At 70.6% G+C, this 24,783-nt stretch carries 26 protein-coding genes; 21 read left to right on the top strand and 5 right to left on the bottom strand.

Going from position 1 to position 24,783, the window contains the following annotated elements:
* Nucleotides 1-22 precede the first annotated feature (22 nt).
* A complete protein-coding gene (locus ISU10_RS18950; RefSeq protein WP_370865690.1) occupies nt 23-424 on the top strand; it encodes a PH domain-containing protein in 402 nt (133 codons plus the stop codon).
* A 74-nt stretch (nt 425-498) separates the two neighbouring features.
* On the opposite strand, the gene ISU10_RS18945 is transcribed toward ISU10_RS18950, so the two are convergent.
* The 4 genes from ISU10_RS18945 to ISU10_RS18930 form a co-directional block, all read right to left on the bottom strand.
* Nucleotides 499-1,422: an aldose 1-epimerase family protein gene (locus tag ISU10_RS18945; protein WP_194697998.1), complete on the bottom strand. Its 924-nt coding sequence runs from the start codon at nt 1,420-1,422 to the stop codon at nt 499-501.
* Between the two features lie 57 nt (nt 1,423-1,479).
* Entirely contained in the window at nt 1,480-2,019 is a 540-nt protein-coding gene (gene abmR, locus ISU10_RS18940; RefSeq protein ID WP_194697997.1) for an ATP-binding transcription factor AbmR, read from the bottom strand.
* Between the two features lie 31 nt (nt 2,020-2,050).
* A complete protein-coding gene (locus ISU10_RS18935) occupies nt 2,051-2,455 on the bottom strand; it encodes a nucleoside/nucleotide kinase family protein (protein ID WP_228501341.1) in 405 nt (134 codons plus the stop codon).
* A 164-nt stretch (nt 2,456-2,619) separates the two neighbouring features.
* Nucleotides 2,620-3,060 carry a cellulose synthase gene (locus ISU10_RS18930; protein ID WP_194697996.1) on the bottom strand — a complete coding sequence of 147 codons (441 nt, stop codon included), beginning with the start codon at nt 3,058-3,060 and terminating at the stop codon, nt 2,620-2,622.
* A 182-nt stretch (nt 3,061-3,242) separates the two neighbouring features.
* Here ISU10_RS18930 and ISU10_RS18925 point away from each other — a divergent pair, with 182 nt between their 5' ends.
* The 10 genes from ISU10_RS18925 (at nt 3,243) to pheT (ending at nt 14,323) form a co-directional block, all read left to right on the top strand.
* Nucleotides 3,243-3,752 (top strand): SseB family protein, encoded by a 510-nt coding sequence (locus ISU10_RS18925; protein ID WP_194697995.1) that lies wholly within the window; start codon nt 3,243-3,245, stop codon nt 3,750-3,752.
* Nucleotides 3,689-4,735 carry a translation initiation factor IF-3 gene (gene infC, locus ISU10_RS18920; RefSeq protein ID WP_267239193.1) on the top strand — a complete coding sequence of 349 codons (1,047 nt, stop codon included), beginning with the start codon at nt 3,689-3,691 and terminating at the stop codon, nt 4,733-4,735. The genes ISU10_RS18925 and infC overlap by 64 nt, the downstream gene beginning before the upstream one ends.
* 81 nt (nt 4,736-4,816) lie before the next feature.
* On the top strand, nt 4,817-5,011 hold the full coding sequence (gene rpmI, locus ISU10_RS18915; protein ID WP_194697994.1) for a 50S ribosomal protein L35: 195 nt from the start codon (nt 4,817-4,819) through the stop codon (nt 5,009-5,011).
* A 43-nt stretch (nt 5,012-5,054) separates the two neighbouring features.
* Nucleotides 5,055-5,450 carry a 50S ribosomal protein L20 gene (gene rplT / locus ISU10_RS18910; protein ID WP_194697993.1) on the top strand — a complete coding sequence of 132 codons (396 nt, stop codon included), beginning with the start codon at nt 5,055-5,057 and terminating at the stop codon, nt 5,448-5,450.
* Entirely contained in the window at nt 5,447-6,259 is an 813-nt protein-coding gene (locus tag ISU10_RS18905) for a TrmH family RNA methyltransferase (protein WP_194698022.1), read from the top strand. Before rplT ends, ISU10_RS18905 begins: the two co-directional genes overlap by 4 nt.
* 10 nt (nt 6,260-6,269) lie before the next feature.
* Entirely contained in the window at nt 6,270-7,334 is a 1,065-nt protein-coding gene (locus ISU10_RS18900) for an ATP-binding protein (RefSeq protein ID WP_194697992.1), read from the top strand.
* A 63-nt stretch (nt 7,335-7,397) separates the two neighbouring features.
* Nucleotides 7,398-8,102, top strand: coding sequence for a response regulator transcription factor (locus ISU10_RS24230; RefSeq protein ID WP_194697991.1), 705 nt, complete (start codon nt 7,398-7,400; stop codon nt 8,100-8,102).
* Nucleotides 8,099-10,693: a DUF4153 domain-containing protein gene (locus ISU10_RS18890; RefSeq protein ID WP_194697990.1), complete on the top strand. Its 2,595-nt coding sequence runs from the start codon at nt 8,099-8,101 to the stop codon at nt 10,691-10,693. Before ISU10_RS24230 ends, ISU10_RS18890 begins: the two co-directional genes overlap by 4 nt.
* A gap of 42 nt (nt 10,694-10,735) precedes the next feature.
* Nucleotides 10,736-11,833 (top strand): phenylalanine--tRNA ligase subunit alpha, encoded by a 1,098-nt coding sequence (gene pheS, locus ISU10_RS18885; protein ID WP_194697989.1) that lies wholly within the window; start codon nt 10,736-10,738, stop codon nt 11,831-11,833.
* 6 nt (nt 11,834-11,839) lie between these two features.
* Nucleotides 11,840-14,323, top strand: coding sequence for a phenylalanine--tRNA ligase subunit beta (pheT, locus tag ISU10_RS18880; RefSeq protein ID WP_194697988.1), 2,484 nt, complete (start codon nt 11,840-11,842; stop codon nt 14,321-14,323).
* Between the two features lie 6 nt (nt 14,324-14,329).
* Here the strand turns inward: pheT and ISU10_RS18875 are convergent, their stop codons facing one another.
* Nucleotides 14,330-15,124, bottom strand: coding sequence for a maleylpyruvate isomerase N-terminal domain-containing protein (locus ISU10_RS18875; protein WP_194697987.1), 795 nt, complete (start codon nt 15,122-15,124; stop codon nt 14,330-14,332).
* Between the two features lie 86 nt (nt 15,125-15,210).
* On the opposite strand from ISU10_RS18875, the gene argC reads away from it, so the two are divergent.
* Genes argC through ISU10_RS18825 form a run of 10 tightly spaced genes read left to right on the top strand, consistent with a single transcriptional unit; the run spans nt 15,211 to nt 24,506 of the window.
* Nucleotides 15,211-16,224, top strand: a complete 1,014-nt coding sequence (gene argC, locus ISU10_RS18870) for an N-acetyl-gamma-glutamyl-phosphate reductase (protein WP_194697986.1) — start codon at nt 15,211-15,213, stop codon at nt 16,222-16,224.
* Entirely contained in the window at nt 16,221-17,372 is a 1,152-nt protein-coding gene (gene argJ, locus ISU10_RS18865; protein ID WP_194697985.1) for a bifunctional glutamate N-acetyltransferase/amino-acid acetyltransferase ArgJ, read from the top strand. Before argC ends, argJ begins: the two co-directional genes overlap by 4 nt.
* Complete coding sequence (gene argB, locus ISU10_RS18860; protein WP_194697984.1) at nt 17,369-18,292, top strand: acetylglutamate kinase; 924 nt, start codon at nt 17,369-17,371, stop codon at nt 18,290-18,292. Before argJ ends, argB begins: the two co-directional genes overlap by 4 nt.
* A complete protein-coding gene (locus ISU10_RS18855) occupies nt 18,289-19,458 on the top strand; it encodes an acetylornithine transaminase (RefSeq protein WP_194697983.1) in 1,170 nt (389 codons plus the stop codon). The genes argB and ISU10_RS18855 overlap by 4 nt, the downstream gene beginning before the upstream one ends.
* Complete coding sequence (gene argF / locus ISU10_RS18850; protein WP_194697982.1) at nt 19,455-20,393, top strand: ornithine carbamoyltransferase; 939 nt, start codon at nt 19,455-19,457, stop codon at nt 20,391-20,393. The genes ISU10_RS18855 and argF overlap by 4 nt, the downstream gene beginning before the upstream one ends.
* Nucleotides 20,390-20,932 (top strand): arginine repressor, encoded by a 543-nt coding sequence (locus tag ISU10_RS18845; RefSeq protein ID WP_194697981.1) that lies wholly within the window; start codon nt 20,390-20,392, stop codon nt 20,930-20,932. The genes argF and ISU10_RS18845 overlap by 4 nt, the downstream gene beginning before the upstream one ends.
* A gap of 2 nt (nt 20,933-20,934) precedes the next feature.
* Nucleotides 20,935-22,368 carry an argininosuccinate synthase gene (argG, locus tag ISU10_RS18840; protein ID WP_194697980.1) on the top strand — a complete coding sequence of 478 codons (1,434 nt, stop codon included), beginning with the start codon at nt 20,935-20,937 and terminating at the stop codon, nt 22,366-22,368.
* The gene (locus tag ISU10_RS18835; RefSeq protein ID WP_194697979.1) at nt 22,365-22,523 is read left to right on the top strand and encodes a hypothetical protein; all 159 of its coding nucleotides are present in this window, start codon (nt 22,365-22,367) and stop codon (nt 22,521-22,523) included. The genes argG and ISU10_RS18835 overlap by 4 nt, the downstream gene beginning before the upstream one ends.
* The gene (gene argH, locus ISU10_RS18830; RefSeq protein ID WP_194697978.1) at nt 22,520-23,935 is read left to right on the top strand and encodes an argininosuccinate lyase; all 1,416 of its coding nucleotides are present in this window, start codon (nt 22,520-22,522) and stop codon (nt 23,933-23,935) included. Before ISU10_RS18835 ends, argH begins: the two co-directional genes overlap by 4 nt.
* Entirely contained in the window at nt 23,919-24,506 is a 588-nt protein-coding gene (locus tag ISU10_RS18825) for a DNA-3-methyladenine glycosylase (protein ID WP_194698021.1), read from the top strand. Before argH ends, ISU10_RS18825 begins: the two co-directional genes overlap by 17 nt.
* Nucleotides 24,507-24,783 lie beyond the last annotated feature (277 nt).

Here is a 24,783-nt window from a genome sequence, read left to right as displayed (position 1 = left end):
CCACACCTGGCGCCCTCTGGGTGTGCGTATCGCGGCCTGCGGCCTGGGCTCGATGCTGGCGATCGTGGTGGGGTTCGCGTGGTTCTCGTTCGACGCCGACACCCGCGCCGCCTTCAACGCCTTCCAGATCGCCACCCTGATCCTGCTCGCCGGACTTGCTGCGTCCTTCGGCTACGCCCTGGCGCGTTCGCGTGTGGTCGCCGAGACCGACCGGCTCGTCGTCGTCAACGGCTACCGGCGTCGTGAGTTCGAGTACGCCGCCGTCGTCGAGGCGCACCTGCCCCCCGGCGCCCCCTGGGTCACCCTCGACCTCGACGACGGCACCACCGTCTCCGCCATGGGCATCCAAGGCTCAGACGGTGCGCGCGCCCAGGTCGCCCTGCGCGAGCTACGCCAGGTCCTGGCTGCCGCGAGCGCGAGGTAGTCCCGTGCGGTTGACGGGTCGATGAGGCCTGGGGACCCGTCAACCGCACGGGAGTACCCCCGGAACTGCGCGTCTCAGGCCAGCGAGCGGATGCCCCACGAACCGGAGAACTCGTCGCCATCGGTGCCGGCGGGGGAGAGGACGACGAGGTCGCGACCGGAGCGGAAGGCATCGGGGGGCGAGGTCATCGGCTCGACGGCCAGCGCCAGGCGCGGTGTGGGATCGAGCTCGGCGCTGAAGACCTGGATCCAGCGATGGGTGTCGTCCATCCACAGCGCGACGCCGTCGCCGGTCGCGGGGTCGCGCAGGGTCACGGTGGCGATCCCGCGCGGGTCGCGGTCGAGGTCGCCGAAGGCGTGGTCGAGCACCGTGTCGCGGACCGGGCGTGAGACGCGGAAGTCGTACGGCGTGCCGTCGACCTTCTCCTCGTCGACCGGGATCAGCCGGTCGTCGGTGATCAGCCGCACGGAGGCGGGCACGGTCAGCTCTGAGTGGTCGACAAGTCCCCGGCCGACGCGGACGTAGGGGTGGGCACCGCTGGCGAAGGGGGCGGCGGTCGGCGACAGGTTGGTGGCGGTCTGGGTGACGGTGAGCCCGTCGGCCGAGACGTCGTAGAGCACGTGCAGGTCGAGGGTCCAGGGGTACCCGGACTGGGCCATCAACCGGTAGGTCAGGGAGACCGACGCCGAGGAGTGCTCCTCCAAGGACCATGCCGCCCAGCGCACCAAACCGTGCGAGGCGTTGGACCGGGAGGGCTCGGTGAGGCCGAGTTGGAGGTCCTGGTGTCCCCCGAAGGAGTAGTGACCGTCGCGGATCCGGTTGGGCCACGGCATCAGCAGCTGTCCACGACCGACGGGTGGCATCGCGTCCTCGGCGAACCCGCTGACGATCTCCCGGCCATCGTGCTCGAGCAGTCGCAGGGTCGCGCCGCCCTCGGTGACCACGGCACGGTAGCCAGCACCGCTGATCTCGAACTGCTCTCCTGTCGGCGCTACCACGGCCGTGACTCTAGACCGCTCCGGGCCCGAGGCGGGTCGCGCCGACGAGAGGTCGGCTCAGGCAGCCGGACCCTTGGCCCTCACGTCGGCCACGGACTCCATGGCAGACCGCAGCTCAGCCAGCCAGTCGCCTTCGTGCTGACCGACCAGCCGGACGCACCAAGCGAGGGCATCTGCCCTCGACCGGGCCACCCCGGCGTCGACGAGGGTGTCGAGCACCAGCCGCTGCGGCTGACGCAGACGCGTCATCACGGGAGCCGACACGTGAGTGAACAGCGCGGTCTGGTCGGCGATGCCGGCCAGGCGAACCCCCCACGACACCTTGCGATCGAACCGGCGCTGCGCCTGGTCCGCGATCGACATCCGCTGGCGTCGGGTGTCCTCTCGGAAGGCGCTGACCAGACCGGCCCTCGCCTCGTCACGCTCGGCCTCGCTCGCGTCATCGGAGAGCGCGCCGTCACGGAGGTCGGCCACGGTCAGGACCACGGTGATCTCCTCGCGGTCGACCGTCACCTCAGGAGAGTCGGCCTGCCATTCCTCCGGCAGGCGTCCGACAAACCAGCCACGCACCCGCTCCAGGTCTTCGTTCGGCAACATGATTACATCATTACATGATTACAAAGCACGCTCAAGGGTAGGTCGACGAGCCGTGCGAGCCATCCAGTACGACGTCAGCCCGGGCTCGGGTGTCGTCGCGCGCGAAGTGCTCCGCCTCGGTCACCGACCAGGCGCGCAGGTGCTCATCGAGCTCCACACCGTCGCGTGCCAGGCCGCGCTCCAGGCGCAGGTCCGCCGCCACCTCCACCCAGGCCAGGACCGTGATCAGTTCCTCGTGGCTGCGAGATCCGGACCCGACGCCCTCGAGGACCAGCAGCCGCGCGGGCGGGACGACGACAACCTCGCCCCACCGGTCGGCGTACCAGTCCCAGCGGCGGTAGCTCCCCGGCCGGTTGTGCGACAACGGCCCCAGCAGACGGTCGAGCTGGGCCCCGACCCGTGGGAGACCACCCCACCCCTCGTAGAGGTTGTCCATGTGCACGACCGTCGCGCCGGTCGCGCCGGCGATCTCGGTCGCCAGCGTGGTCTTGCCCGAGCCCGCGGGGCCGTCGACGCAGATCAGCCTGCCCCGACCGAGGGTCGGCGGGCGGTCGTCGACCAGCTCGAGAACCCGCTCGAGAACCCGCTCGGCGTTGGTGGTCAGGAGATCCCGCGCCGTTTGAGGATGGCGGCGATCTCGTCGTCGAGGCCATCGTCACTCAGTGGACCCGGCTGGGCCTGGGGCCGGGCAACGGCCTTGGGCGCCGGCGCGTCGTCGGTGCCGCGCGGCCGACCGCCGCCGAGGCCGCGGTTGCGGAGGAAGCCGGAGACGAAGAAGAGCGCCACCGAGAGACCCGCCAGGATCACGCCGAGCCACACCTTGGGGCTGAACGCCAGGTGGATCGCCCAGTCGGAGACCGCGTCGGCGATCCGGGTGAACATCTGCAGCGTGCCGGTGAGCCACGCGGCTGCCGGGAGGAGGGTCAGGGCCAGGCCCCGCATCGCGGGCGTCGCACCGCGGTTGCGATAGGCCCACCACGTGTAGAACCCGCCGATCGCGGTCAGCGTGAAGGTGAGAGCGCCCCAGGTGACGTCATCCACGCCCCAAGCGTGGCACACCGGGCCAGCTCTGTTTCGTCGGCCCTGTTTCGTCGGCCCTGTTTCGTCGGCCCTGTTTCGTCGGCCTGTTTCGCCGGCTGTGTTCGCCGGCTGTGTTCGCCGGGCCGATCCCTGGTCCGCCCCCTGGTTGGCTGCCTGCTCGCAACTCCGGTTGACTCTCGTGGGTGACCGGCCGCGAGATCCCCGACCCCGGCTTCGCGGGTGACACCGGCGAGGCCGGGAGCGAGCTGCTCGCCGCACTCGCGGCGTACGCCGACGGGACCGGAAGCCAGGTCGACGCCCTGGCCGCGGTCCGGACGTCGAGGCTGTTGGTCCCGGTCGTGGCCGTGCTCGGCGAGGTCGAGGTCGACGGCGACGGGCTGGCCCACGACAAGTCCAGCGACATGGCGAGCGTGCTGCTGCGCGGAGCCGACGGACGGATGGCGCTGCTGGCCTTCAGCGGGCTGTCCGCCCTGCGCGCCTGGGACCCGACCGCGCGCCCGGTGCCGGTCACCGCACGGACGGCTGCGCAGGCGGCGCTGCAAGATGGCGCGGCGGCCCTCGTCGTGGACGTCGCAGGGCCGGCGAGCTTCGTCGTCGAGGGCCAAGACCTCCAGGGAGTCGCCCGAGGATGGGCTCTGGCCCGGGTCGGGGGGCGGTCTGCCTGGGTCGCGACGGACACCGATCAGGAATAGGCACAGTCCCGCGCGGGCTTGTACCCTGTGCAACGACCGATCCGGGGCGTCTGTCCGCACGACTGGGGCACAGGCTTCCGGGTCCGACAAGTGGAGGCTCACTCCCACCCGCACCGACCGCAGCAGCACCCAGTTCCACACCAGGTCGTCGGGTCCGGTCCGTGCCAGGTGGCGCGCCCTACGAGGGCGCATTTCCTGGGGCGAGTCCTCGAGCCTCCGCGTGTCGCGCGGGGGCTTGGTGTCATTTACTGACAAATCCGTCGAAGTCCCGGGGTCGCCCACCGAAAACAGGAGGACACATCAGCACCGAGCTGCGCATCAACGACCGGATCCGGGTTCCCGAGGTCCGGCTCGTCGGACCCAATGGCGAGACCGTCGGCATCGTCCCCACGGGCGAGGCCCTCAAGCTCGCGCAGGAGGCCGACCTCGACCTCGTCGAGGTGGCACCGATGGCACGTCCGCCGGTCTGCAAGCTCATGGACTACGGGAAGTTCAAGTACGAGAACGCCCAGAAGGCCCGTGAAGCGCGCCGCAACCAGACGAACGTGATCATCAAGGAGATGAAGCTGCGTCCGAAGATCGACGCGCACGACTACGAGACCAAGAAGGGTCACGTCGTGCGGTTCCTGAGGGCCGGCGACAAGGTCAAGATCACCATCATGTTCCGCGGTCGCGAGCAGCACCGTCCCGAGCTGGGCTTCCGGCTGCTCCAGCGGCTGGCCGAGGACGTCACGGAGCTGGGCTTCGTGGAGTCGGCCCCCAAGCAGGACGGCCGCAACATGATCATGGTGCTCGGACCGCACCGCAAGAAGGCCGAGGCCAAGGTCGAGCTCGCCGCCGAGAAGCAGACCCGGATGGCAGAGCGCGCGGCCGACGAGGCCGCGGAGCGCGAGGAGCGCACCGCCCACAACTCCGGCCACGCCGTCGCACAGAAGAAGGCCCGCGGGCGTTCGGAGAACCTCGACCCCGAGATCGAAGCCTGACCAACCGCCTCGAGGCGACCACAGACGTGGCCGCCCCCGACCTACGCGTCGAGGGCGGCACCAGCACGAAGGAGAGATGAGATGCCGAAGAACAAGACCCACTCGGGCGCGAGCAAGCGCTTCCGGGTGACGGGCTCGGGCAAGATCCTGCGCCAGAAGGCCGGCAAGCGGCACAACCTGGAGCACAAGGCCTCCAAGGTGACGCGGCGCATGGACGGGCTGAAGGAAGTCGCCGCCCCCGACGCCAAGCGCGTCAAGAAGCTGCTCGGCCGCTGACGCGGCAATTCCCCGACCTTTTGCACCTGTAAGGAGAACCACCATGGCACGCGTCAAGCGGGCAGTGAACGCCCACAAGAAGCGCCGGACCACCCTCGAGCGCGCCAGCGGCTACCGCGGTCAGCGCTCGCGCCTCTACCGCAAGGCCAAGGAGCAGGTCACCCACTCGCTGGTCTACAGCTACCGTGACCGCAAGGCGCGCAAGGGTGACTTCCGCAAGCTCTGGATCCAGCGCATCAACGCCGCGGCCCGCGCCAACGGGATGACCTACAACCGCTTCATCCAGGGACTCAACCTGGCCGGCATCGAGGTCGACCGCAAGATCCTGGCCGACCTGGCCGTCAACGACGCACCGGCGTTCACCGTGCTCGTCGAGGCCGCCAAGGCCGCCCTGCCCGCGGACGTCAACGCGCCCCGCGAGGACAAGGTCTCCGCCTGACCACTCCTTCGGCGCCCCTGACCGCGGGCAACGCCCGGGTCAAGCAGGCGCGGAAGCTCAGCCGTCGCTCGGAACGTTCCGAGCGGCGGCTGTTCCTTGCCGACGGTCCCAAGGCCGTCGAGGCAGCCCTCGACGTCGAGGGCTGCGTCGTCGAGGTCTTCGCGACCCTCGAGGCCACTCAGCGGTACTCCGAGTGGCACGGTTGCGTGCCGGCCTGGACGGTCGTGGAGGACCGGGCCCTGGCCTCCCTCTCCGACTCCGTCACCCCTGCGGGCGTCGTCGCCGTGTGCCGTTTCCTCGACGTGCCGCTCGCATCGGTGCTGGAGCATGTCGAGGCCACCAGCCGAGTCGACCTCATCGCGATCTGCGCCGATGTGCGAGACCCGGGCAACGCCGGCACCGTGATCCGCACGGCCGACGCCGCCGGCGCCGATGTGGTGGTCCTGGCGGGCAGCAGCGTCGACCTCTACAACCCCAAGACGGTGCGAGCGAGTGTGGGCAGTCTCTTCCACCTGCCAGTGGTCGTGGAGCCGGGCGTGCGCACCGCGATCGATGCCGCGCGCGCTGCGGGCCTGACGATCCTCGCCGCCGACGGGCACGGCGAGGTCTCCCTCGACGCGGCAGCCGACATCCTCAGTCGGCCGACCGCGTGGCTGTTCGGCAACGAGGCCCGGGGCCTGGCCCCGGAGATCGCCACCTTGGCCGACCATCGGGTGCGGATCCCGATCCACGGCCGGGCCGAGAGCCTCAACCTCGCCACGGCATCCGCGCTGTGCCTCTACGCCTCTGCCTCGGCCCATCGACGGTAACGTGCCCGTCGTGGGCCAGCATGCGGGCGAGGCGTCGGGCGACGCCGTCGACGCCTTGCCCGACGGGGTGGTCGTCTTCGACCGCGATGGGTCGGTGGTCCTGGTCAACCGCGCGGCCGAGCAACTGTTCGGGATCGACCGCGATGCTGTGGTCGGCCAGCAGTTCGCCGAGGCGATCTCGCTGACCAACAACGACGGGCGTTCGTGGGTCGACTACAACTGCCCCTTCGACGGCCCTCGCACCCGCACGGGCGTGCCGGAGCAGTCGTGGGTCCTCCCCAACGGCACCGAGGCGCTGGTCACGGCTCGCATCCGTCGCGACACGCCCCTGGGGCCGGCGACGGGCGTCGCGGTCTCGGTGCGCTCCGGGCGCGGCCGGGCCCGCCTCGACCGCGAGCGCTCGGACCTGGTGGCCGCGGTCGCCCATGAGCTCCGCTCCCCGCTCACGGGGGTCAAGGGCTTCGTGCAGGCCATGCTGAGCCGTTGGGGCAAGCTCAACGACGAGCAGAAGCTCCTGATGCTCACCACGGTCCATGCCGATGCCGACCGGCTCAGCCGCCTGATCACCGAGCTGCTCGACGTCGCACGTCTCGACACCGGGCGTCTCAGCCTGGCTCGCCGCGGGTCCGACGTACGCGTCCTGCTCGACCGCATCGTCAGCAACGTGCAGGCCGGCGCCCAGCACGACATCGTGCTCGACGCTCCTCATGAGCTGCCGGAGGTCTACATCGATCCCGACAAGTTCACCCAGGTGGTCACCAACGTCGTCGAGAACGCCATCCGCCACGGTGGAGGCACGGTTCGGGTGCGAGCGGAGCCGTGGTTCAACGAGGGCTGGACGGCCGACGGCGTACGCCTGACCGTCGACGACGAGGGGGAGGGCATCCCCATCGACATGCGACGCCGGGTGTTCACCAAGTTCTGGACCGGCCACGGCAACCGCGGCGGCACCGGCCTGGGCCTCTACCTCGTCAACGGCATCGCTCGTGCCCACGGCGGCCAGGTCGCCATCCTCGACGCACCGGGCGGTGGGGCGCGGATCGTCATGGACTGGCCCGGCCAGCCCGACTTCTGATCTGCACACAACCTTCACGCGTCACGCGCACATCGCGCCCCCACGGACTCATAGCCTCGAGACGTGGCTCAACAACGGGTACTCGTCGTCGAGGACGAGCGCGTCATCAACCAGGCCGTCGCCGACCGGCTGCGGGCCGAGGGCTTCGCGGTCGAACAGGCCTACGACGGCCCGGGGGCGGTCGACGCCCACGCCGCGACGCACCCGGACCTGGTCATCCTCGACGTGATGCTGCCCGGGTTCGACGGGCTGGAGGTGTGCCGACGCATCCAGGCCACACCGATGTCGCCCGTACCCGTGCCGGTCCTGATGCTCACGGCCCGCGACGACGAGGCCGACATCCTGGTCGGCCTCGCAGTGGGCGCCGACGACTACCTGACCAAGCCATTTCGGATGCGGGAGCTGGTGGCCCGCGTGCGAGCGCTGCTGCGACGCGTCGACCGGGCAGCCGAGCTGGCCGCTCGACCCGCGACCCGTCTCGTCGTCGACGACCTGGTCGTCGACACGGGTTCGCGCCGGGTCCTCGCATCGGGGCAGGAGGTGCACCTCACCCCGACCGAGTTCGACCTCCTGACACGGCTGGCCTCCTCGCCCGGGGAGGTGCTGACGCGGGAGCGACTGCTCGCCGACGTCTGGGACTGGGAGGCCGCGTCCGGAACCCGCACGGTGGACAGCCACGTGAAGGCGCTACGGGCCAAGATCGGCGCCGGACGGGTGCGCACCGTGCACGGAGTGGGCTACGCACTCGAGCCAGGGACCACGCCATGAGCTCGCCGCTGGCCTCCGTCAGCTCGATCAAGGTCAAGCTGGGCCTGCTCGTCGTGGCCAGCGTGCTGGTCGCGATGGTGATCAGCCTGGTCGGGCATGACGCCGGCGTCCCGCTGCTGCTCGCTGTCCCCGTCACGCTTGCCCTCGCACTGGGGGTCACCCAGCTGCTCGCGGTCGGCATGACCTCTCCGCTGCGCGAGATGACCGAGGCGGCACGCCGGATGGCCAGGGGCGACTATCGCGGCCGGGTCCGCACGGAGACCACCGACGAGGTCGGCGAGCTGGCTCGCGCCTTCAACCAGATGGCAGCCGAGCTCGACACGGTCGACCGCGAGCAGCGCGCTCTGGTCGCCACGGTCTCCCACGAGCTCCGGACCCCGCTCGCCGGACTGACCGCAGTGCTGGAGAACCTCTCCGACGGCGTCGTGCCTGCCGACGGGGAACACCTCGAAGCCGCAGTCGCTCAGGCCCGTCGACTCTCCGACCTTGTCAGCGACCTGCTGGAGCTGTCCCGGGTCGACGCCGGAGTGGCCCCGCTGCCTCTGGCCGATGTCGACGTCGAGGGTGTTCTCGACGAGACGGTCGCCGAGCTCGTGCCGACCGGCAGGGCGGTGAGCTTCGCCATCCAGGTCGCACCCGGGTTGCGAGTCCGCGCCGACCGGGCTCGTCTGCGTCAGCTGATCGTCAACCTGCTCGACAACGCCGTGCGACACGGACCCGACCGGGGCACCGTCACCGTTCGCGCCGATCAGCGTGGCGACCGCTGGCTGCTGGAGATCTCGGACGACGGTCCCGGCGTACCGCCGGCGATGAGGGAGCGTGCCTTCGAGCGGTTCGGCAGGTTGACCGACGACCCCAGCAGCGCCGCCGCCGGAGGCACCGGCCTCGGCCTGGCCATCGCCCGCTGGGTGGCGACCCTCCACGGCGGGACGGTGCGCTTCGTGGACCCACCGGAAGGTACGTCGGGTGCGGTGCTGCACGTCGACTTGCCGGTCGACCCGCCGGAGCGACTGGTGACCCGGCACGCCGTCGTACTCCCCGATGCCACACATCCGCACCACCTCACCTCGGAGCCCACCATGAACGCGACCGCGCCATCCATGCCGTCGCCGACGAGCACCGCCACCCCTGCGCTGGTCATGGACCCGGTCTTCGCCAAGCACTGGCCGGACGCCGTGCGGTCCGGGCGTCCGGTGGTGCTGGCTGCCGTCGTCGTCGGGTTCCTGGGCGGCGTGCTGCTGCCGGAGCACGATCAGGGTCTCGCGCTGTTCGTCGTGCTGGCCGCTGCAGGGGCAACCGTGGCGTGGGCGGCACGGCACCGTCGCGACCCGTTCACGCTCACCTGTCTGGTGCTGGCCGGCCTTTGCACCCTGCCGGTCGTGCTTCTCGACGCCGAGTGGATCGCGGTGCTGTGCGTCCTCGCTGGCGCGTCCGTCCTGATCGCCGGCGTCACGCGCGGGCGTCGGCTGCTCGAGTTCGTGGTGGCCGGCATCGCCTGGCCCCTGTCCGCCATCCGCGGTCTGCCGTGGCTCGGTCGCAGCCTGCGCGGCGTGCTCGGCACGGGCCGGGCACCACGGGTCGTGGCGACAGCGGCCTGGTCCTTGCTCGCCGTCCTCGTCTTCGGGCTGCTCTTCGTCTCGGCTGACGCGGTGATGGCCGACTGGGTCGACCAGGCCCTGCCCGACCTCACCCTCGACTCGTTCGTGCTGCGTTGCTTCGTCGGCTTGTTCGTCGGCGGGGTGACGCTGGCCGCGGCGTACCTCGCCCTCAACCCACCCAACCTCTCGGCCGTCCCCGGTGCCCGGTCGGCTGCCACCGCTCACCGCTTCGAGTGGCTGGTGCCGGTGCTGTTGGTCGATGCGGTGTTCGCGTTGTTCGTGGCCGCCCAGGCCAGCGTGCTGTTCGGCGGGCACGGCTACGTGCAGCGCACGACCGGCCTGACCTACGCCGACTACGTGCACCAGGGCTTCGGCCAGCTGGTCGTAGCGACCCTGCTGATGTTCATCGTCGTCTGGGGCGCCTCCCGTCGTGTCGGGCCGACCACCAGCGACCGGCTCTGGATGCGGGTCTCGCTCGGCCTGCTGTGTGCTCTGACGTTGGCGGTCGTGGTCTCCGCACTCCATCGGATCCAGCTGTACCAGCAGGCCTACGGCTTCACCCAGGAACGCCTGCTCGCCGTCGTCTTCGAGTCCTGGCTGGGCGTCGTGGTGGTCGCTGTCGCGGTGGCGGGGATCGTGCGCTGGCGGCAGTGGCTTGCGAGGTTCGCGCTGGTGAGTGGCGTGGTCGGGCTGCTCGGTCTGGCCGCGATCAATCCCGATGCCTGGATCGCCCGGCACAACATCGACCGCTACGAGGAGACCGGCAAGCTGGACCTGGGCTACCTGGGCTCGCTGTCCTCGGATGCGCTGCCGACCGCGTTGAGCCTGCCCGAGCCGTTGCGGGCCTGCATGCTCTCCCTCGAGAACGACGATCTCGGGCACGACGGCTTCTGGGAGTGGAACCTCGGGCGCCAGCGCGCCGAGGCCGCGGCTGACGACAAGACCTACCTCGACGTCGTGGGCGACTGCCCTGACGGTCTCGTCCTGGAGTAACCGGTTCGCCGGGTGAGACACCGCCTTCCTAGACTTCGGGTCATGTCCGGCCCCAACACGTCCTTCGACCCCGTCGAGGTCACCCCACTGCGGGCTGACCAGGTCGAGGAGATGCGCGAGCAGGCCTTTGCGGCCATCGCCGGGGCAACCGACCTGGCCGAGCTCAAGCAGGTGCGCCTCGACCACGCCGGAGACCGATCCCCCCTTGCGCTGGCCAACCGCGAGATCGGCGCGCTCCCGCCGCAGGCCCGCAAGGAGGCCGGTCAGCGGGTCGGTCAGGCCAGGGGAGCGGTCCAGGAGGCGCTCGTCGCGCGCCAGGCCGAGCTGGAGGCGCAGCACGAGGAGCGGATGCTGGTCGAGGAGGCCGTCGATGTCACCTTGCCCACCACGCGCCGCCGGGCTGGTTCGCGGCATCCCCTGACCACGCTGTCCGAGGACATCGCCGACGTGTTCATCGCGCTGGGCTGGGAGGTCGCCGAAGGTCCCGTCGTCGAGGCCGAGTGGCTCAACTTCGACGCCCTCAACCTCGGTCCCGACCACCCGGCGCGCACCATGCAGGACACGCTGTGGACCGAGCCGGCCGACCACCACGTGGTGCTGCGCACCCACACCTCACCCGTGCAGGCCCGCACCATGCTGACCCGCAAGCCGCCCATCCACGTGGTGTGCCCGGGGCGGGTCTACCGCACCGACCCCTACGACGCCACGCACTCGCCGATGTTCCACCAGGTCGAGGGGCTCGTGGTCGACGAGGGCATCACCATGGCCCACCTCAAGGGCACGCTCGACCACTTCGCCGCCGCGATGTTCGGCGACGGGATCACCACGCGGTTCCGCCCGTCGTACTTCCCGTTCACCGAGCCGAGCGCCGAGGTCGACCTGATCTGCTGGATCTGCCGCGGCGTCAACTCGGAGGAGTGCCGCACCTGCCGTGGCGAGGGCTGGGTCGAGTGGGGCGGCTGTGGCGTGGTCAACCCGCGGGTGCTCATCGCGTGCGGCGTCGACGCCGAGCGCTTCACGGGCTTCGCGTTCGGCATGGGCATCGACCGCACCCTGATGATGCGCTACGCCGTTGCCGACCTGCGCGACCTGTTCGAGGGTGACGTCCGGTTCTCCTCGGCCTTCGGAACGGAGCTCTGAGCCGCGATGCGCGCCGCAGTGTCCTGGATCCGTGCTGTCGTCCCCGGCCTGCCGGCTGACGTCACCACCGCCCAGCTCGCCGACCGTCTGACCGCACTGGGACTCAAGCTCGAGGCCATCGAGCGGCCCGGTCACGACATCACCGGACCGCTCGTCGTCGGGCGGGTGCTCTCGTTCGAGGACGAGCCGCAGAAGAACGGCAAGACCATCCGGTGGTGCTCGGTCGACGTCGGTGCGGCCAACGGGACGGGGGAGCCACAGGGCATCGTCTGCGGCGCCCACAACTTCGCCGTGGGCGACCTGGTGCCGGTGATCCTGCCCGGCGGGGTACTCCCCGGAAACTTCGAGATCGCAGCTCGCAAGACCTACGGCCACGTGTCTGCCGGGATGATCTGCTCGGCTCGCGAGCTCGGGCTCGGCGACGACCACGCCGGCATCATCGTTCTGCCTCCCGACGCCGGGGCGCCTGGCGACGACGTGTTCGACGTACTTCCGCTACGCGACGAGGTCATCGAGTTCGAGATCAACCCCGACCGCGCCTACGCCTTGTCGCTGCGCGGGGTCGGGCGCGAGGCCGCACTCGCCTACGGAGTGCCGTTCACCGACCCCGCTGACCGGCCAGCCCCCTCGTCCCCGTCGGCGGCCTACCCCGTCGAGGTCGAGGACCCGGTCGGCTGTCCGGTGTTCACCGGCCGCTCGGTGACGGGCTTCGACCCCTCGGCACCGACTCCCGACTGGATGGCTCGTCGCATCCAGCTGTCGGGCATGCGCCCGATCTCCTTGGCCGTCGACGTCACCAACTACGTGATGCTCGAGCTCGGGCAGCCCATCCACGGCTTCGACCGCGACAAGCTGGCCGGCCCGATCGTCGTACGCCGGGCCCGCGAGGGTGAGCGCCTGCGCACCCTCGACGGCGTCGACCGGAACCTCTCGGTCGAGGACCTGCTGATCACTGACGACAGCGGTCCGATCGGTCTGGCCGGCGTGATGGGCGGCGAGACGACCGAGCTGTGCGAGACCACGACCAACATCTTCATCGAGGCCGCCCACTGGGACCCCGTCGCGATCTTCCGCACCGAGCGCCGCCACAAGCTGCCCTCGGAGGCGTCCAAGCGGTTCGAGCGCGGCACCGACCCGACCATCCCGCTCATCGCGGCCGACCGCGTGGCCGAGCTGCTGACGACCTACGGCGGCGGCACCGTCGAGGACGGCGTGACCTCTGTGGGCGCAGCGCCTGCTCGCACGGCGATCCTCATCGACGCCGAACTGCCGGCCCGGGTGACCGGCATGGACATCCCGGCGGCGACCACGGTCGACAACCTCCGGGCCGTCGGCTGCTCGGTGGTGGAGGACGGATCGAGCCTGTCCGTGACGCCGCCGCCGTGGCGCGGCGACATCACCGATCCCTTCGACCTGGTCGAGGAGGTCGCCCGCATCGTCGGCTACGCCAACGTGCCGTCGGTGCTCCCACCCGCCGCGCACGGACGAGGCCTGACTCGTAGCCAGCGCCTGCGCCGTCGCATCGGTCGCACCCTCGCGGGCGAGGGTTACGTCGAGATCGTCAGCTTCCCGTTCATCGGCACCAAGGACCTCGACGCGCTCGGGCTCGAGGACAGCGACCCGCGGCGCACCGTGCTGCGGCTGGCCAACGCGCTCTCCTCGGAAGAGCCGTCGATGACGACCACCTTGCTGCCCGGCCTACTCAAGGCAGCGTCCCGCAACGCCGGTCGGGGTGCCTCGGACCTCGCACTCTTCGAGACCGCGACGGTGACGCTGCCCCGTGCGACCGGACCGGCTCCGATCTTCGGGGTCGACCAGCGGCCGAGCGATGCCCAGCTCGACGAGCTCGACAAGGCGTTGCCGGCCCAGCCGTTGCACCTCGGGCTCGTCGTCGCCGGGGAGCGCGAGCGGCCGGGCTGGTGGGGCGAGGGCCGGGCCGCGACCTGGGCCGACGCTGTCGAGGCTGTGCGCCGGGTCGCGGAGTCGGTCGGCGTGGAGGTGACCGTTCGAGCTGCCGCACGTGCGCCATGGCACCCCGGTCGCTGCGCCGAGGTCATGGTCGGCGACGCCGTCTTGGGCCACGCAGGCGAGCTGCACCCACGGGTGTGTACCGCCTACGGAGTACCCGGGCGAACCGCTGCAGCCGAACTCGACCTCAGCCGCCTGCTCGAGCACGCCGCCGCGATGGTCGAGGCCCCTGGCTTCTCCAACTTCCCGCTCGCCAAGGAGGACGTCGCGCTCGTCGTGGACGCGTCGGTGTCGGTTGCCGACGTGGAGGCCGCCCTGCGCGAAGGAGCCGGCGAGTACCTCGAGTCGATCCGCCTCTTCGACGTCTACACCGGCCCTCAGGTCGGTGAGGGCAAGAAGTCACTCGCCTTCGCGCTCCGCTTCCGCGCCCCCGACCGCACCCTCACCGAGGAAGAAGCCGGCGCCGCCCGCGACGTCGCGGTGAGGCTAGCCGCAGAACGGCTCGGCGCGGTGCAGCGGTAGACAGGATTAGTTGATCGGCTGGTGGATCACCCTGCGGAAGTGGTCGACGATGCCGAGGTCGCCGGCGAGGTGGATGGCGTCGCCGTCGCCGCGACGCCACAGGCGGGCGTCCATGACGCCGGCGGGGGAGCTGATCACGGCGTCGGCCTCGATGCCGGGGTCGGCGACGACGTGGATGTCGTCCTCCTCGTGCTCGATGCCATCGGGGTCGGTGCCGTGGAAGCGGCCGAGCTGGACCCACACGTCCTCGCCGGTGTCGGTGAGCTCGACGCGGATGTAGTGGGGGAGCGGGAAGAACTCACCCCACTCGGGGCAGCCGCCGTACATCACGTCGAGGACCTCATCGACTCCGTCGGCCGCGAGTGCGGCGTCGAGGTCGGTGAAGTGCCCGAGGGAGGTCAGCTCGGCGTCGAGCCGGTGGATGAGCGCTTCGTGCGCCTGGCGCCTGAGGATGAAGCCGACGCTCTGGTCGTCGGACCACGTCCAGGCGGGGTCGGCGGGGTCGGCCTCGCGCAACGCGGCGACGAGCGCCGCCGAGGCTTCGTCGAAGGCGGTGAGGGCCTCGGCGTAGGACGCGGCGCGTGGCGCCTCCGGACGATCGGTGGGGTCCTTGGGTCGGTTGGCCACGACCCAGGCCCAGTGGCCCTGGGTCTCGGCCAGGTGATGGAGCAGGTCGAAGGCGGTCCATGCGGGACAGGTCGGCACGGGGGCCCCGGGTTGCGCGTCTGCCAGTACTTCCCTGAAGCGGATCGACTCGGACTCGATGGCGGACAGGTACTGGGACGCGCTCAACCGGCTCATGATCCGACGTTAGTCCGGATCGCCGACATCGTCACCGGTGGACAGCGAGGTGCATGACTATGCGGCTTTATGTATAGTCATGCGTCATGACGAGGTGCCAGGTTGCCGTCGCCGGAGCGAGCGGGTACGCCGGTGGCGAGCTGCTGCGCCTCCTCCTGGGACACCCAGGGGTCGAGATCGGCGCGCTCACCGGCAGCAGCAACGCCGGGCAGTCACTCGGGTTGCTGCAGCCGCACCTGACGCCCTTGGCGGAGCGGGTGCTGGAGCCCACGACGACCGACGTGCTGGCAGGGCACGACGTCGTCTTCTTGGCCCTGCCTCACGGCACGTCGGCGGAGATCGCCGCCGGTCTGGGCGACGACGTCGTGGTCATCGACTGCGGCGCCGACTTCCGCCTTGCCGACGCCGATGCGTGGACCGCGTTCTACGGGTCCGCGCACGCCGGAACCTGGCCCTACGGCCTGCCCGAGCTGCCTGGCGCGCGCGAGGCACTTCGAGGTGCGACCAGGATCGCCGTGCCGGGTTGCTATCCGACCGTGTCCACCCTGGCCCTCGCCCCCGCGCTCGCCGCCGATCTCGTGGAGCCCGACGTGGTCGTCGTCGCTGCGTCCGGCACGAGCGGGGCCGGCAAGTCCCTCAAGCCGAACCTGCTCGGATCCGAGGTGATGGGCAACACCTCGGCCTACGGCGTCGGCGGCGTGCACCGGCACACACCCGAGATCGAGCAGAACCTCGGCGCGCGCGTCAGCTTCACCCCCGTCCTCGTCCCGATGTCGCGAGGAATCCTCGCGACCTGCTCGGCCCCCGTCAAGGCGGGCGTCACGGCGGACGACGCGCGGGCGGCCTACCTCAAGGCCTACGCCGACGAGCCGTTCGTCCACGTACTTCCGCCCGGCGAGTGGCCGCAGACGCAAGCCGTCCTCGGCTCGAACGCCGTACACCTCCAGGTCACCGTGGATGAGCGGGCCGGTCGCCTGGTGGCCGTCGGCGCGGTCGACAACCTCACCAAGGGCACCGCCGGCGCGGCCGTGCAGTGCATGAACCTCGCCCTGGGTCTCGACGAGACCACCGGCCTGACCACCGTAGGACTCGCGCCATGAGCGTCACCCATCCCCAAGGCTTCGGCGCCGCCGGGGTCGCGGCGGGCCTCAAGTCCAGTGGGGGCAAGGACGTCGCGCTCGTGGTCAACCAGGGTCCGCGCTACGACGCCGCGACGGTCTTCACCGCCAACCGGTGCAAGGCCAACCCCGTGCTCTGGAGCGAGCAGGTGGTCAAGGACGGCGTCGTGCGCGCGGTGTTCCTCAACTCCGGCGGAGCCAACTGCTACACCGGCCCCGAAGGCTTCCAGACCACGCACGCCGTCGCCGAGCGGGTCGCCGAGCACCTCGGTGCGGGCGCGGGCGACGTGGTCGTCTGCTCGACCGGGCTCATCGGCCTGGCCAACCCGCGCGAGAAGGTTCTTGCCGGCACCGACGCGGCCTACGCCGCCCTGTCGACGCAGGGCGGCGACGACGCCGCCCACGCGATCATGACCACCGACCACGTCAGCAAGCAGGTGGTCGTGGAGGGCGCAGGATGGTCGGTCGGTGGGATGGCCAAGGGTGCCGGCATGCTCGCGCCGCAGCTGGCCACCATGCTCGTCGTCCTCACGACCGACGCCGTCGCCTCGCCGCAAGATCTGGATGCGGCGCTCAGGGCCGCCACGAAGGTGTCCTTCGACCGGCTCGACTCCGACGGCTGCATGTCCACCAACGACACCGTCGCGCTGCTGGCCAGCGGCGCCTCCGGCGTCACGCCGTCGTTGCCCGACCTCACCGACGCGGTCACGCGCGCCTGCACCGACCTCGCGATGCAGCTGCTCGCCGACGCCGAGGGCTCCGACCACGAGATCGCCATCACCGTGCAGGGGGCGGCGACCGAGGACGACGCGATCGAGGTCGGCCGCAGCATCGCCCGCAGCAACCTGTTCAAGGCCGCGGTGTTCGGCAACGACCCCAACTGGGGCCGCGTACTCGCCTCCATCGGCACCACGAAAGCCGCCTTCGACCCGGCTGACCTCGACGTCGCGATGAACGGCGTCTGGGTCTGCCGGAAGTCCACGCCCGCCGAGGACCCCGCCAAGGTCGACCTCACGAGCCGCGAGGTCACCGTCACCGTCGACCTCAAGTCCGGCGAGGAGCGGGCGACGATCTGGACCAACGACCTGACGCACGCCTACGTCCACGAGAACAGCGCGTACTCCTCATGACGATCGACGACACGAGGCCCGCTGTCGAACCCGCCAAGGCCGCCGTCCTGGCGGCCGCACTCCCGTGGCTCAAGCGCTACCACGGCAAGATCGTGGTGGTGAAGTACGGCGGGAACGCGATGACCGACGAGAGCCTCAAGCGGGCCTTCGCCGAGGACATCGCCTTCTTGAGGTTCGCCGGTTTCAAGCCGGTGGTCGTCCACGGCGGTGGGCCCCAGATCTCCGCGATGCTCGACCGGCTCGGTATCGCCTCCGAGTTCAAGGGCGGCTTGCGGGTCACCACTCCGGAGGCGATGGACGTCGTGCGCATGGTGCTGGTCGGACAGGTGCAGCGCGAGCTCGTCGGACTCGTCAACGAGCACGGCCCGCTGGCCGTCGGGCTCTCCGGCGAGGACGCCGGCCTCTTCACCGCCCAGCGCACCAACACGGTCGTGGACGGCGAGGAGGTCGACCTCGGCCTGGTCGGCGAGGTGGCGAGCGTGCGACCCGAAGCCGTGCTCGACCTGGTCGAGGCCGGGCGCATCCCTGTCATCTCCAGCGTTGCTCCGGACGTCGACGGCACCGTGCACAACGTCAACGCCGACACGGCCGCGGCCGCGCTCGCGGTCGCCCTCGGCGCGGAGAAGCTGCTCGTCCTCACCGACGTGGAGGGCCTCTACCGCGACTGGCCCGACAGCGACGACGTGATCGGCGAGATCTCGCCGGAGGCGTTGGCCGACCTGATGCCCGCTCTCGCCAGCGGAATGGTGCCCAAGATGGCCGCCTGCCTGCAGGCGGTGCAAGGCGGGGTCGCCAGAGCCACCGTGGTCGACGGCCGCGAGGACCATGCGGTGTTGCTCGAGCTCTTCACCGACGAGGGCGTCGGCACGCAGGTGCTGCCCGGCGTCGCGACCAAGATCCGCAAGGCGAAGTCCTCATGAGCCAGCACTGGCAGGAGCGATACACCGCGTCGGTGATGAACACCTTCGGCCCACCCAAGCTGGTGCTGGCCAGGGGAGAGGGTGCGCACGTCTGGGACGCCGACGGCAAGGAGTATGTCGACCTCCTCGGCGGCATCGCCGTCAACGCCCTCGGCCACGCGCATCCTGCGCTCGTGGCCGCTGTCACCGACCAGCTCGGCCGGCTCGGTCACGTCTCGAACTTCTTCACCTCCCAGCCCCAGGTCGAGCTGGCCGAGCGGCTGCTCGGCCTGCTCGAGCGCGAGGGCAGGGTGTTCTTCACCAACTCCGGTACCGAGGCCAACGAGGCGGCCTTCAAGCTCACCCGACGCACGGGCCGCACCCATCTGGTCGCCGCCGAGGGCGCCTTCCACGGCCGCACCATGGGGGCGCTGGCTCTCACCGCCAAGGAGGCCTACCGCACGCCGTTCGAGCCGCTGCCCGGTGACGTCACGTTCGTGCCCTACGGCGACGAGGTCGCGCTGGCCCGCGCGGTCACCGACCAGACCGCCGCCGTGGTCCTCGAGCCCATCCAGGGCGAAGCAGGCGTCATCGTGCCGCCCGAGACCTACCTGGCAGCCGCGCGCGAGATCACCCGCGACAACGGCGCACTCCTCTGGCTCGACGAGATCCAGACCGGCATCGGCCGCACCGGACGCTGGTTCGCCGGCGACGCCGCCGACCCCGACGTCGTCACGGTCGCCAAGGGCCTGGGCGGCGGTATCCCGATCGGCGCCTGCATCGGTCTCGGTGACGCGGCCACGCTGCTCCAGCCCGGCAACCACGGCACGACGTTCGGCGGCAACCCAGTGGCCTGCGCTGCGGCGCTGGCCGTCCTGGACACCATCGAGAAGGAAGGCCTGCTCGACCACTCGACAGCCATCGGCCACCGGCTGCGCGACGGGTTGGCCGCCGACCCGCGGGTGACCGAGGTCCGCGGCAAAGGCCTCTTCGTGGGGCTGGACCTCTCCGCGCCGCTCTCCGCACACGTGGCCGCCGCCGCGTTGGCGCGCGGGTTCATCATCAACAACCCGACCCCTGACCGTGTCCGCCTCGCCCCGCCACTGGTGATCGGCGACGATGACGTCGACGCGTTCCTGGCCGCTTGGCCAGCGATCCTCGACGACGCCTACGGAGGCTCACAGTGACAACGACTGGGACCCGCTCGTTCCTCGCCGACGACGACCTCAGCCCGGCCGAGCAGGCCGCGGTGCTCGACCTGGCCGCCGAGCTCAAGCTCGCGCCGTACGACGCGAAGCCGCTCGCCGGTCCGCTCACCGTCGCGACGATCTACGACAAGCCGACGCTGCGCACCCAGGCATCCTTCGCGGCCGGCATCGCCGAGCTCGGCGGCCACCCGATGCTGGTGGACGGCACGCTGGCCGGCATCGGGAAGCGCGAGTCGGTCGCCGACGTCGCGCGGGTGCTCGGACGACAGGCGGCCGTCATCGTCTGGCGTACCTATGGCCAGGACGCGATCGAGGAGATGGCGACCTACTCCGGTGTGCCCGTCGTCAACGCGCTCACCGACGCCTACCACCCCTGCCAGCTGCTCGCCGACCTGCTGACGGTGAAGGAGCGCAAGGGCTCGCTCGCCGGGCTGACCGTGGCCTTCGTCGGTGATGGCGCCTGCAACATGGGCAACTCCTGGCTCCTTGCTGGTGCGACCGCCGGCATGCACGTGCGGATCAGCGCCCCCGAGGGCCAGAACCCTGAGCAGGCCGTCGTCGACCGCGCCAACGAGATCGGGGCGACGACCGGCGGCTCGGGGCTTCTCGAGCAAGACCCGGTCAAGGCGGTCGCCGGCGCCGACGTCGTGGTCACCGACACGTGGGTCTCGATGGGCAAGGAGAGCGAGGCCGAGGAGCGGTTGGTGAAGTTCGCCGACTACACCGTCACCGCCGAGCTGATGTCCCACGCGGACCCGGACGCCATCGTGATGCACTGCCTCCCGGCTTACCGCGGCAAGGAGATCGACGCCGACGTCCTCGACGGCCCGCAGAGCGTCATCTGGGACGAGGCCGAGAACCGTCGCCACGCCCAGAAGGCGATCATCACCTGGCTGCTGGAGCAGAGCGGATGACCAAGGCCGCTCTCAGGCCGGCCACCAAGAGCGCCCGGCACCAACAGATCGTCGACCTCGTCACCGCCCACGAGGTGCGGTCGCAGACCGAGCTCGCCGAGCTGCTCGCCGAGACCGGCGTGCACGTCACCCAGGGGACCCTGAGCCGCGACCTGGTCGAGCTGGACGCCGTACGCGTCCGGTCGATCTCGGGCGCTCTCGTCTACGCCGTTCCCGGCGAAGGCGGCGACCGGCGACCAGCGGCGCCGGGGGAGACCGCGTCGACCTCGCACCGTCTGGCCCGGCTCTGCTCGGAGCTCCTGGTCAGCGCCGAGGCCAGCGCCAACCTGGTGGTGCTCCGGACGCCTCCTGGTGCCGCCCAGTTCTTCGCCAGTGCCGTCGACAAGGCAGGGCTCGACAGCGTGCTCGGCACCATCGCCGGCGACGACACCGTCCTCGTCATCGCCCGTGACCCCAAGGGCGGCGATGCCGTTGCCCGCCGGTTCCTCGCACTGGCCGAGGAGCACCACCCCGCCCACGAGACCCCCGACGAAAGCTGAGCATGAGCAAGGTCCTCACCACCCTGCCCAAGGGGGAGCGCGTCGGCATCGCATTCTCCGGCGGGCTCGACACCTCCGTCGCCGTCGCCTGGATGCGCGACAAGGGCGCGATCCCGTGCACTTACACCGCCGACCTGGGCCAGTACGACGAGCCCGAGATCGACCAGGTCCCCGACCGAGCCAAGATGTACGGCGCCGAGATCGCCCGTGCCGTCGACTGCCGGTCCGCGCTGGTCGAGGAGGGCCTGGCAGCCCTGGCCTGTGGCGCCTTCCACGTCCGCAGCGCCGGCCGCGCGTACTTCAACACCACGCCGCTGGGACGAGCCGTCACCGGCACCATGCTCGTGCGCGCCATGCACGAGGACGGCGTGGACATCTGGGGCGACGGGTCGACGTTCAAGGGCAACGACATCGAGCGCTTCTACCGCTACGGGCTGCTCGCCAACCCCGACCTACGCATCTACAAGCCGTGGCTCGACGCCGACTTCGTCAGCGAGCTGGGCGGTCGCCACGAGATGAGCCAGTGGCTGGTCGAGCACGACCTGCCCTACCGCGACAGCGCGGAGAAGGCCTACTCCACCGACGCCAACATCTGGGGCGCCACCCACGAGGCAAAGACCCTCGAGCACCTCGACGTCTCCTTGGAGTCGGTCGAGCCGATCATGGGCGTCAAGCACTGGGAGCCCTCGGTCGCCATCGAGACCGAGGACGTCACCATCCAGTTCCACAAGGGCCGACCGGTCGCCATCAACGGCACGTCCTACCCCGACTCGGTCGCGCTGGTCCTCGAGGCCAACGCCATCGGCGGACGCCACGGCCTCGGCATGTCCGACCAGATCGAGAACCGCATCATCGAGGCCAAGTCCCGCGGCATCTACGAGGCCCCCGGCATGGCCTTGCTGTGGGTCGCCTACGAGCGGCTGCTCAACGCGATCCACAACGAGGACACCCTCGTGTCGTACCACGACCAGGGCCGGCGCCTGGGCCGCCTCCTCTACGAGGGCCGCTGGCTCGACCCGCAGGCGCTGATGATCCGCGAGGCCACCCAGCGGTGGGTCGGTTCCCTTGTCACGGGCGAGGTCACGCTGCGCCTGCGGCGGGGCGAGGACTACACGATCCTGCGCACCGACGGTCCGCACTTCTCCTACCACCCCGACAAGCTGTCGATGGAGCGTGTCGAGACGGCGGCGTTCGGCCCCACCGACCGGATCGGCCAGCTGACGATGCGCAACCTCGACATCGCCGACTCTCGCGCCAAGCTCGAGCTCTATGCCGACCAGCCGCTGGACGAGGGCCAGGTGCTGGTCGAGCACGGCATCCTGCTCGGTGAGCTGCCCGCCGGCGGGTACGACCGCATCGCCTCCAACCCGACCCTCGGCGACGACATCGATGACGAGGCACTGGACAATGCGGCCATGGAGGTGGGCACCGATTGAACGGGCTGATGGAGCCGATCCCGCGGGTCACCGCGCGCGTGCTGCCCGTCAACCCGGACGGCGAGGTGCTGCTGCTCCAGGACCTTGACCCGGCCGTTCCCGCCGAGGACCTGCCGGAGATCCTGGCCCTGGCCGTCGAGGCGGTGATCGGGTGAGCGGCACCAACACGGGTGCGCTCTGGGGCGGCCGGTTCGCGTCGGGACCGTCGCCCGAACTGCAGGCCCTGTCGCGGTCGACGCACTTCGACTGGCGGCTCACGCCCTACGACCTCGCCGGCTCCCGAGCCCATGCCAACGCATTGTTGTCTGCCGGCCTCCTGACCTCGGACGACCACGCGTCCCTGGTGTCCGGTCTCGACGCGCTAGGGGAGCGGTACGCCGCCGGCGACCTGCACCCGGACCCGTCCGACGAGGACGTCCACGGTGCGCTCGAACGCCTCCTGATCGCCGAGGTCGGGCAAGAGGTGGGCGGGCGGCTGCGCGCAGGTCGCTCGCGCAACGACCAGGTCGCCACGCTGTTCAAGATGTACCTGCGCGACCACGCCCACACCGTCGCAATGCTGCTCCTCGACCTGGTGTCGGCGATCGCCGACCAGGCCCGGGGTCACCTCGACGTGGTGATGCCGGGCCGTACGCACCTGCAGCACGCCCAGCCGGTGCTGTTGTCCCACCATCTGCTCGCCCACGCCTGGGCGCTCGTGCGCGACCTCGAGCGGCTTCGTGACTGGGACCGCCGGGTGGCGGCCGACTCGCCGTACGGGTCCGGGGCCCTGGCCGGGTCCAGCCTGGGGCTGGACCCGACGGCCGTGGCACGCGAGCTCGGCTTCGACGGCTCGACGCCCAACTCGATCGACGGCACCGCGTCTCGCGACTTCGTCGCCGAGCTCGCCTTCGTGGCGGCCCAGATCGGCGTCGACCTCTCGCGCCTGGCCGAGGAGGTGATCTTGTGGTCCACCAAGGAGTTCGGCTTCGTCACCTTGCACGACTCGTGGTCGACCGGGTCCTCGATCATGCCGCAGAAGAAGAACCCCGACATCGCCGAGCTCGCCCGAGGCAAGGCCGGCCGGCTGATCGGCAACCTCACGGGCCTCCTGGCCACGCTGAAGGCTCTCCCGCTGGCCTACAACCGGGACCTCCAGGAGGACAAGGAGCCGGTCTTCGACTCGGTCGACACTCTCGAGCTGCTCCTGCCGGCGATGACAGGGCTGGTCGCCACTCTCACCTTCGACAACGCCCGTCTCGCCGCCCTGGCTCCGCAGGGCTTCTCGCTGGCCACCGACATCGCCGAGTGGCTGGTCCGCGAGGGCGTACCGTTTCGGGTCGCGCACGAGCTGGCCGGGGCCTGTGTCCGCAGGTGCGAGGAGCTCGGTTGTGATCTGCCTGAGCTCAGCGACGCCGAGTACGCCTCGATCTCGCCGCTGTTGACGTCCGGCGTGCGTTCCGTGCTGAGCGTCGAAGGCTCGGTCGCGTCTCGCAACGGCCGGGGCGGCACCGCACCGGATCGGGTGCGCGAGCAGCTCGCGGAGCTCAGTGACCGCCTTGCCGGACACCGTGCCCGGCTTGCGTGAGGTCCTCGCCGGGACTGTCCTCGAGGTCGCACCGCGGCTCCTGGGCGCGGTCGTGACCCATGGCGAGGTCGCGGTGCGCCTGACCGAGGTGGAGGCCTACGACGGACCCGAGGACCCCGGTTCGCACGCCTACCGCGGGCGGACTTCCCGCAACGCCGTCATGTTCGGCCCACCCGGCCATCTCTACGTCTACTTCACCTACGGCATGCACCACTGCTGCAACGTCGTCTGCGGCCCGCCCGGCAACCCCAGCGCAGTCCTCCTGCGTGCCGGTGAGGTCATCCGAGGAGCGGAGATCGCCCGAGCGCGGCGCAACGGCAGCTCTGACCGCGACCTGGCCCGTGGCCCAGCCCGACTGTGCCAGGCGCTCGCCATCGACCTGGCCCACAACGGCGCCGACCTCACAGACGGATCTCTCTCCCTGGAGCTCACCGAGCCGGTCACCCACGTCTCCAGCGGCCCCCGCGTGGGGCTGCGCGGGGCCCCCGACCGACCCTGGCGGTTCTGGGAGACCGGCGCGCAGACCGTGTCGCCGTACCGTCCCGCCAAGCCTCGCCGACCCGGTTCCTGACCCCGATTTGGCACCCTCTCAACGGGTGTGTACGTTTCTGCCCGTCGCCTCCGGGCAGGGCCAGAAGGCCCCCGGGAGCGCGGCACGCGAGGAGCTCTACCGAGTTGCGCTGAAGGTGCCACTCCGGTAAGTTTTCTCAGGTTGCCCCCAGCACGGCCCGAGAGGGCACGACTGGAGCGCGTCTGATTTTTGAGAACTCAACAGTGTGTCATTTAGTCGACGGATTAGTTTGTCATGCCCTGATCTTTTTGGTTTGGGTTTGATGTTGTTTTTTACG

The organism is Nocardioides agariphilus (genome assembly GCF_015352445.1).
GTDB classification, from domain to species: Bacteria; Actinomycetota; Actinomycetes; order Propionibacteriales; family Nocardioidaceae; genus Nocardioides; species Nocardioides agariphilus.
The sequence above is the reverse complement of the archived record's forward strand: the minus strand, read 5'-3'. Positions and strand labels throughout refer to the sequence as shown.

Coding starts and splice junctions, on each gene's coding strand:
- abmR (WP_194697997.1), bottom strand. CDS start 2,019: ATGTTGCCGAACGAAGACCTGGAGCGGGTGCGTGGCTGGTTTGTCGGA.
- ISU10_RS18935 (WP_228501341.1), bottom strand. CDS start 2,455: ATGGACAACCTCTACGAGGGGTGGGGTGGTCTCCCACGGGTCGGGGCC.
- infC (WP_267239193.1), top strand. CDS start 3,689: ATGGGCTCTGGCCCGGGTCGGGGGGCGGTCTGCCTGGGTCGCGACGGA.
- rpmI (WP_194697994.1), top strand. CDS start 4,817: ATGCCGAAGAACAAGACCCACTCGGGCGCGAGCAAGCGCTTCCGGGTG.
- rplT (WP_194697993.1), top strand. CDS start 5,055: ATGGCACGCGTCAAGCGGGCAGTGAACGCCCACAAGAAGCGCCGGACC.
- ISU10_RS18890 (WP_194697990.1), top strand. CDS start 8,099: ATGAGCTCGCCGCTGGCCTCCGTCAGCTCGATCAAGGTCAAGCTGGGC.
- pheS (WP_194697989.1), top strand. CDS start 10,736: ATGTCCGGCCCCAACACGTCCTTCGACCCCGTCGAGGTCACCCCACTG.
- pheT (WP_194697988.1), top strand. CDS start 11,840: ATGCGCGCCGCAGTGTCCTGGATCCGTGCTGTCGTCCCCGGCCTGCCG.
- ISU10_RS18875 (WP_194697987.1), bottom strand. CDS start 15,124: ATGAGCCGGTTGAGCGCGTCCCAGTACCTGTCCGCCATCGAGTCCGAG.
- argC (WP_194697986.1), top strand. CDS start 15,211: ATGACGAGGTGCCAGGTTGCCGTCGCCGGAGCGAGCGGGTACGCCGGT.
- argJ (WP_194697985.1), top strand. CDS start 16,221: ATGAGCGTCACCCATCCCCAAGGCTTCGGCGCCGCCGGGGTCGCGGCG.
- argB (WP_194697984.1), top strand. CDS start 17,369: ATGACGATCGACGACACGAGGCCCGCTGTCGAACCCGCCAAGGCCGCC.
- ISU10_RS18855 (WP_194697983.1), top strand. CDS start 18,289: ATGAGCCAGCACTGGCAGGAGCGATACACCGCGTCGGTGATGAACACC.
- ISU10_RS18845 (WP_194697981.1), top strand. CDS start 20,390: ATGACCAAGGCCGCTCTCAGGCCGGCCACCAAGAGCGCCCGGCACCAA.
- argG (WP_194697980.1), top strand. CDS start 20,935: ATGAGCAAGGTCCTCACCACCCTGCCCAAGGGGGAGCGCGTCGGCATC.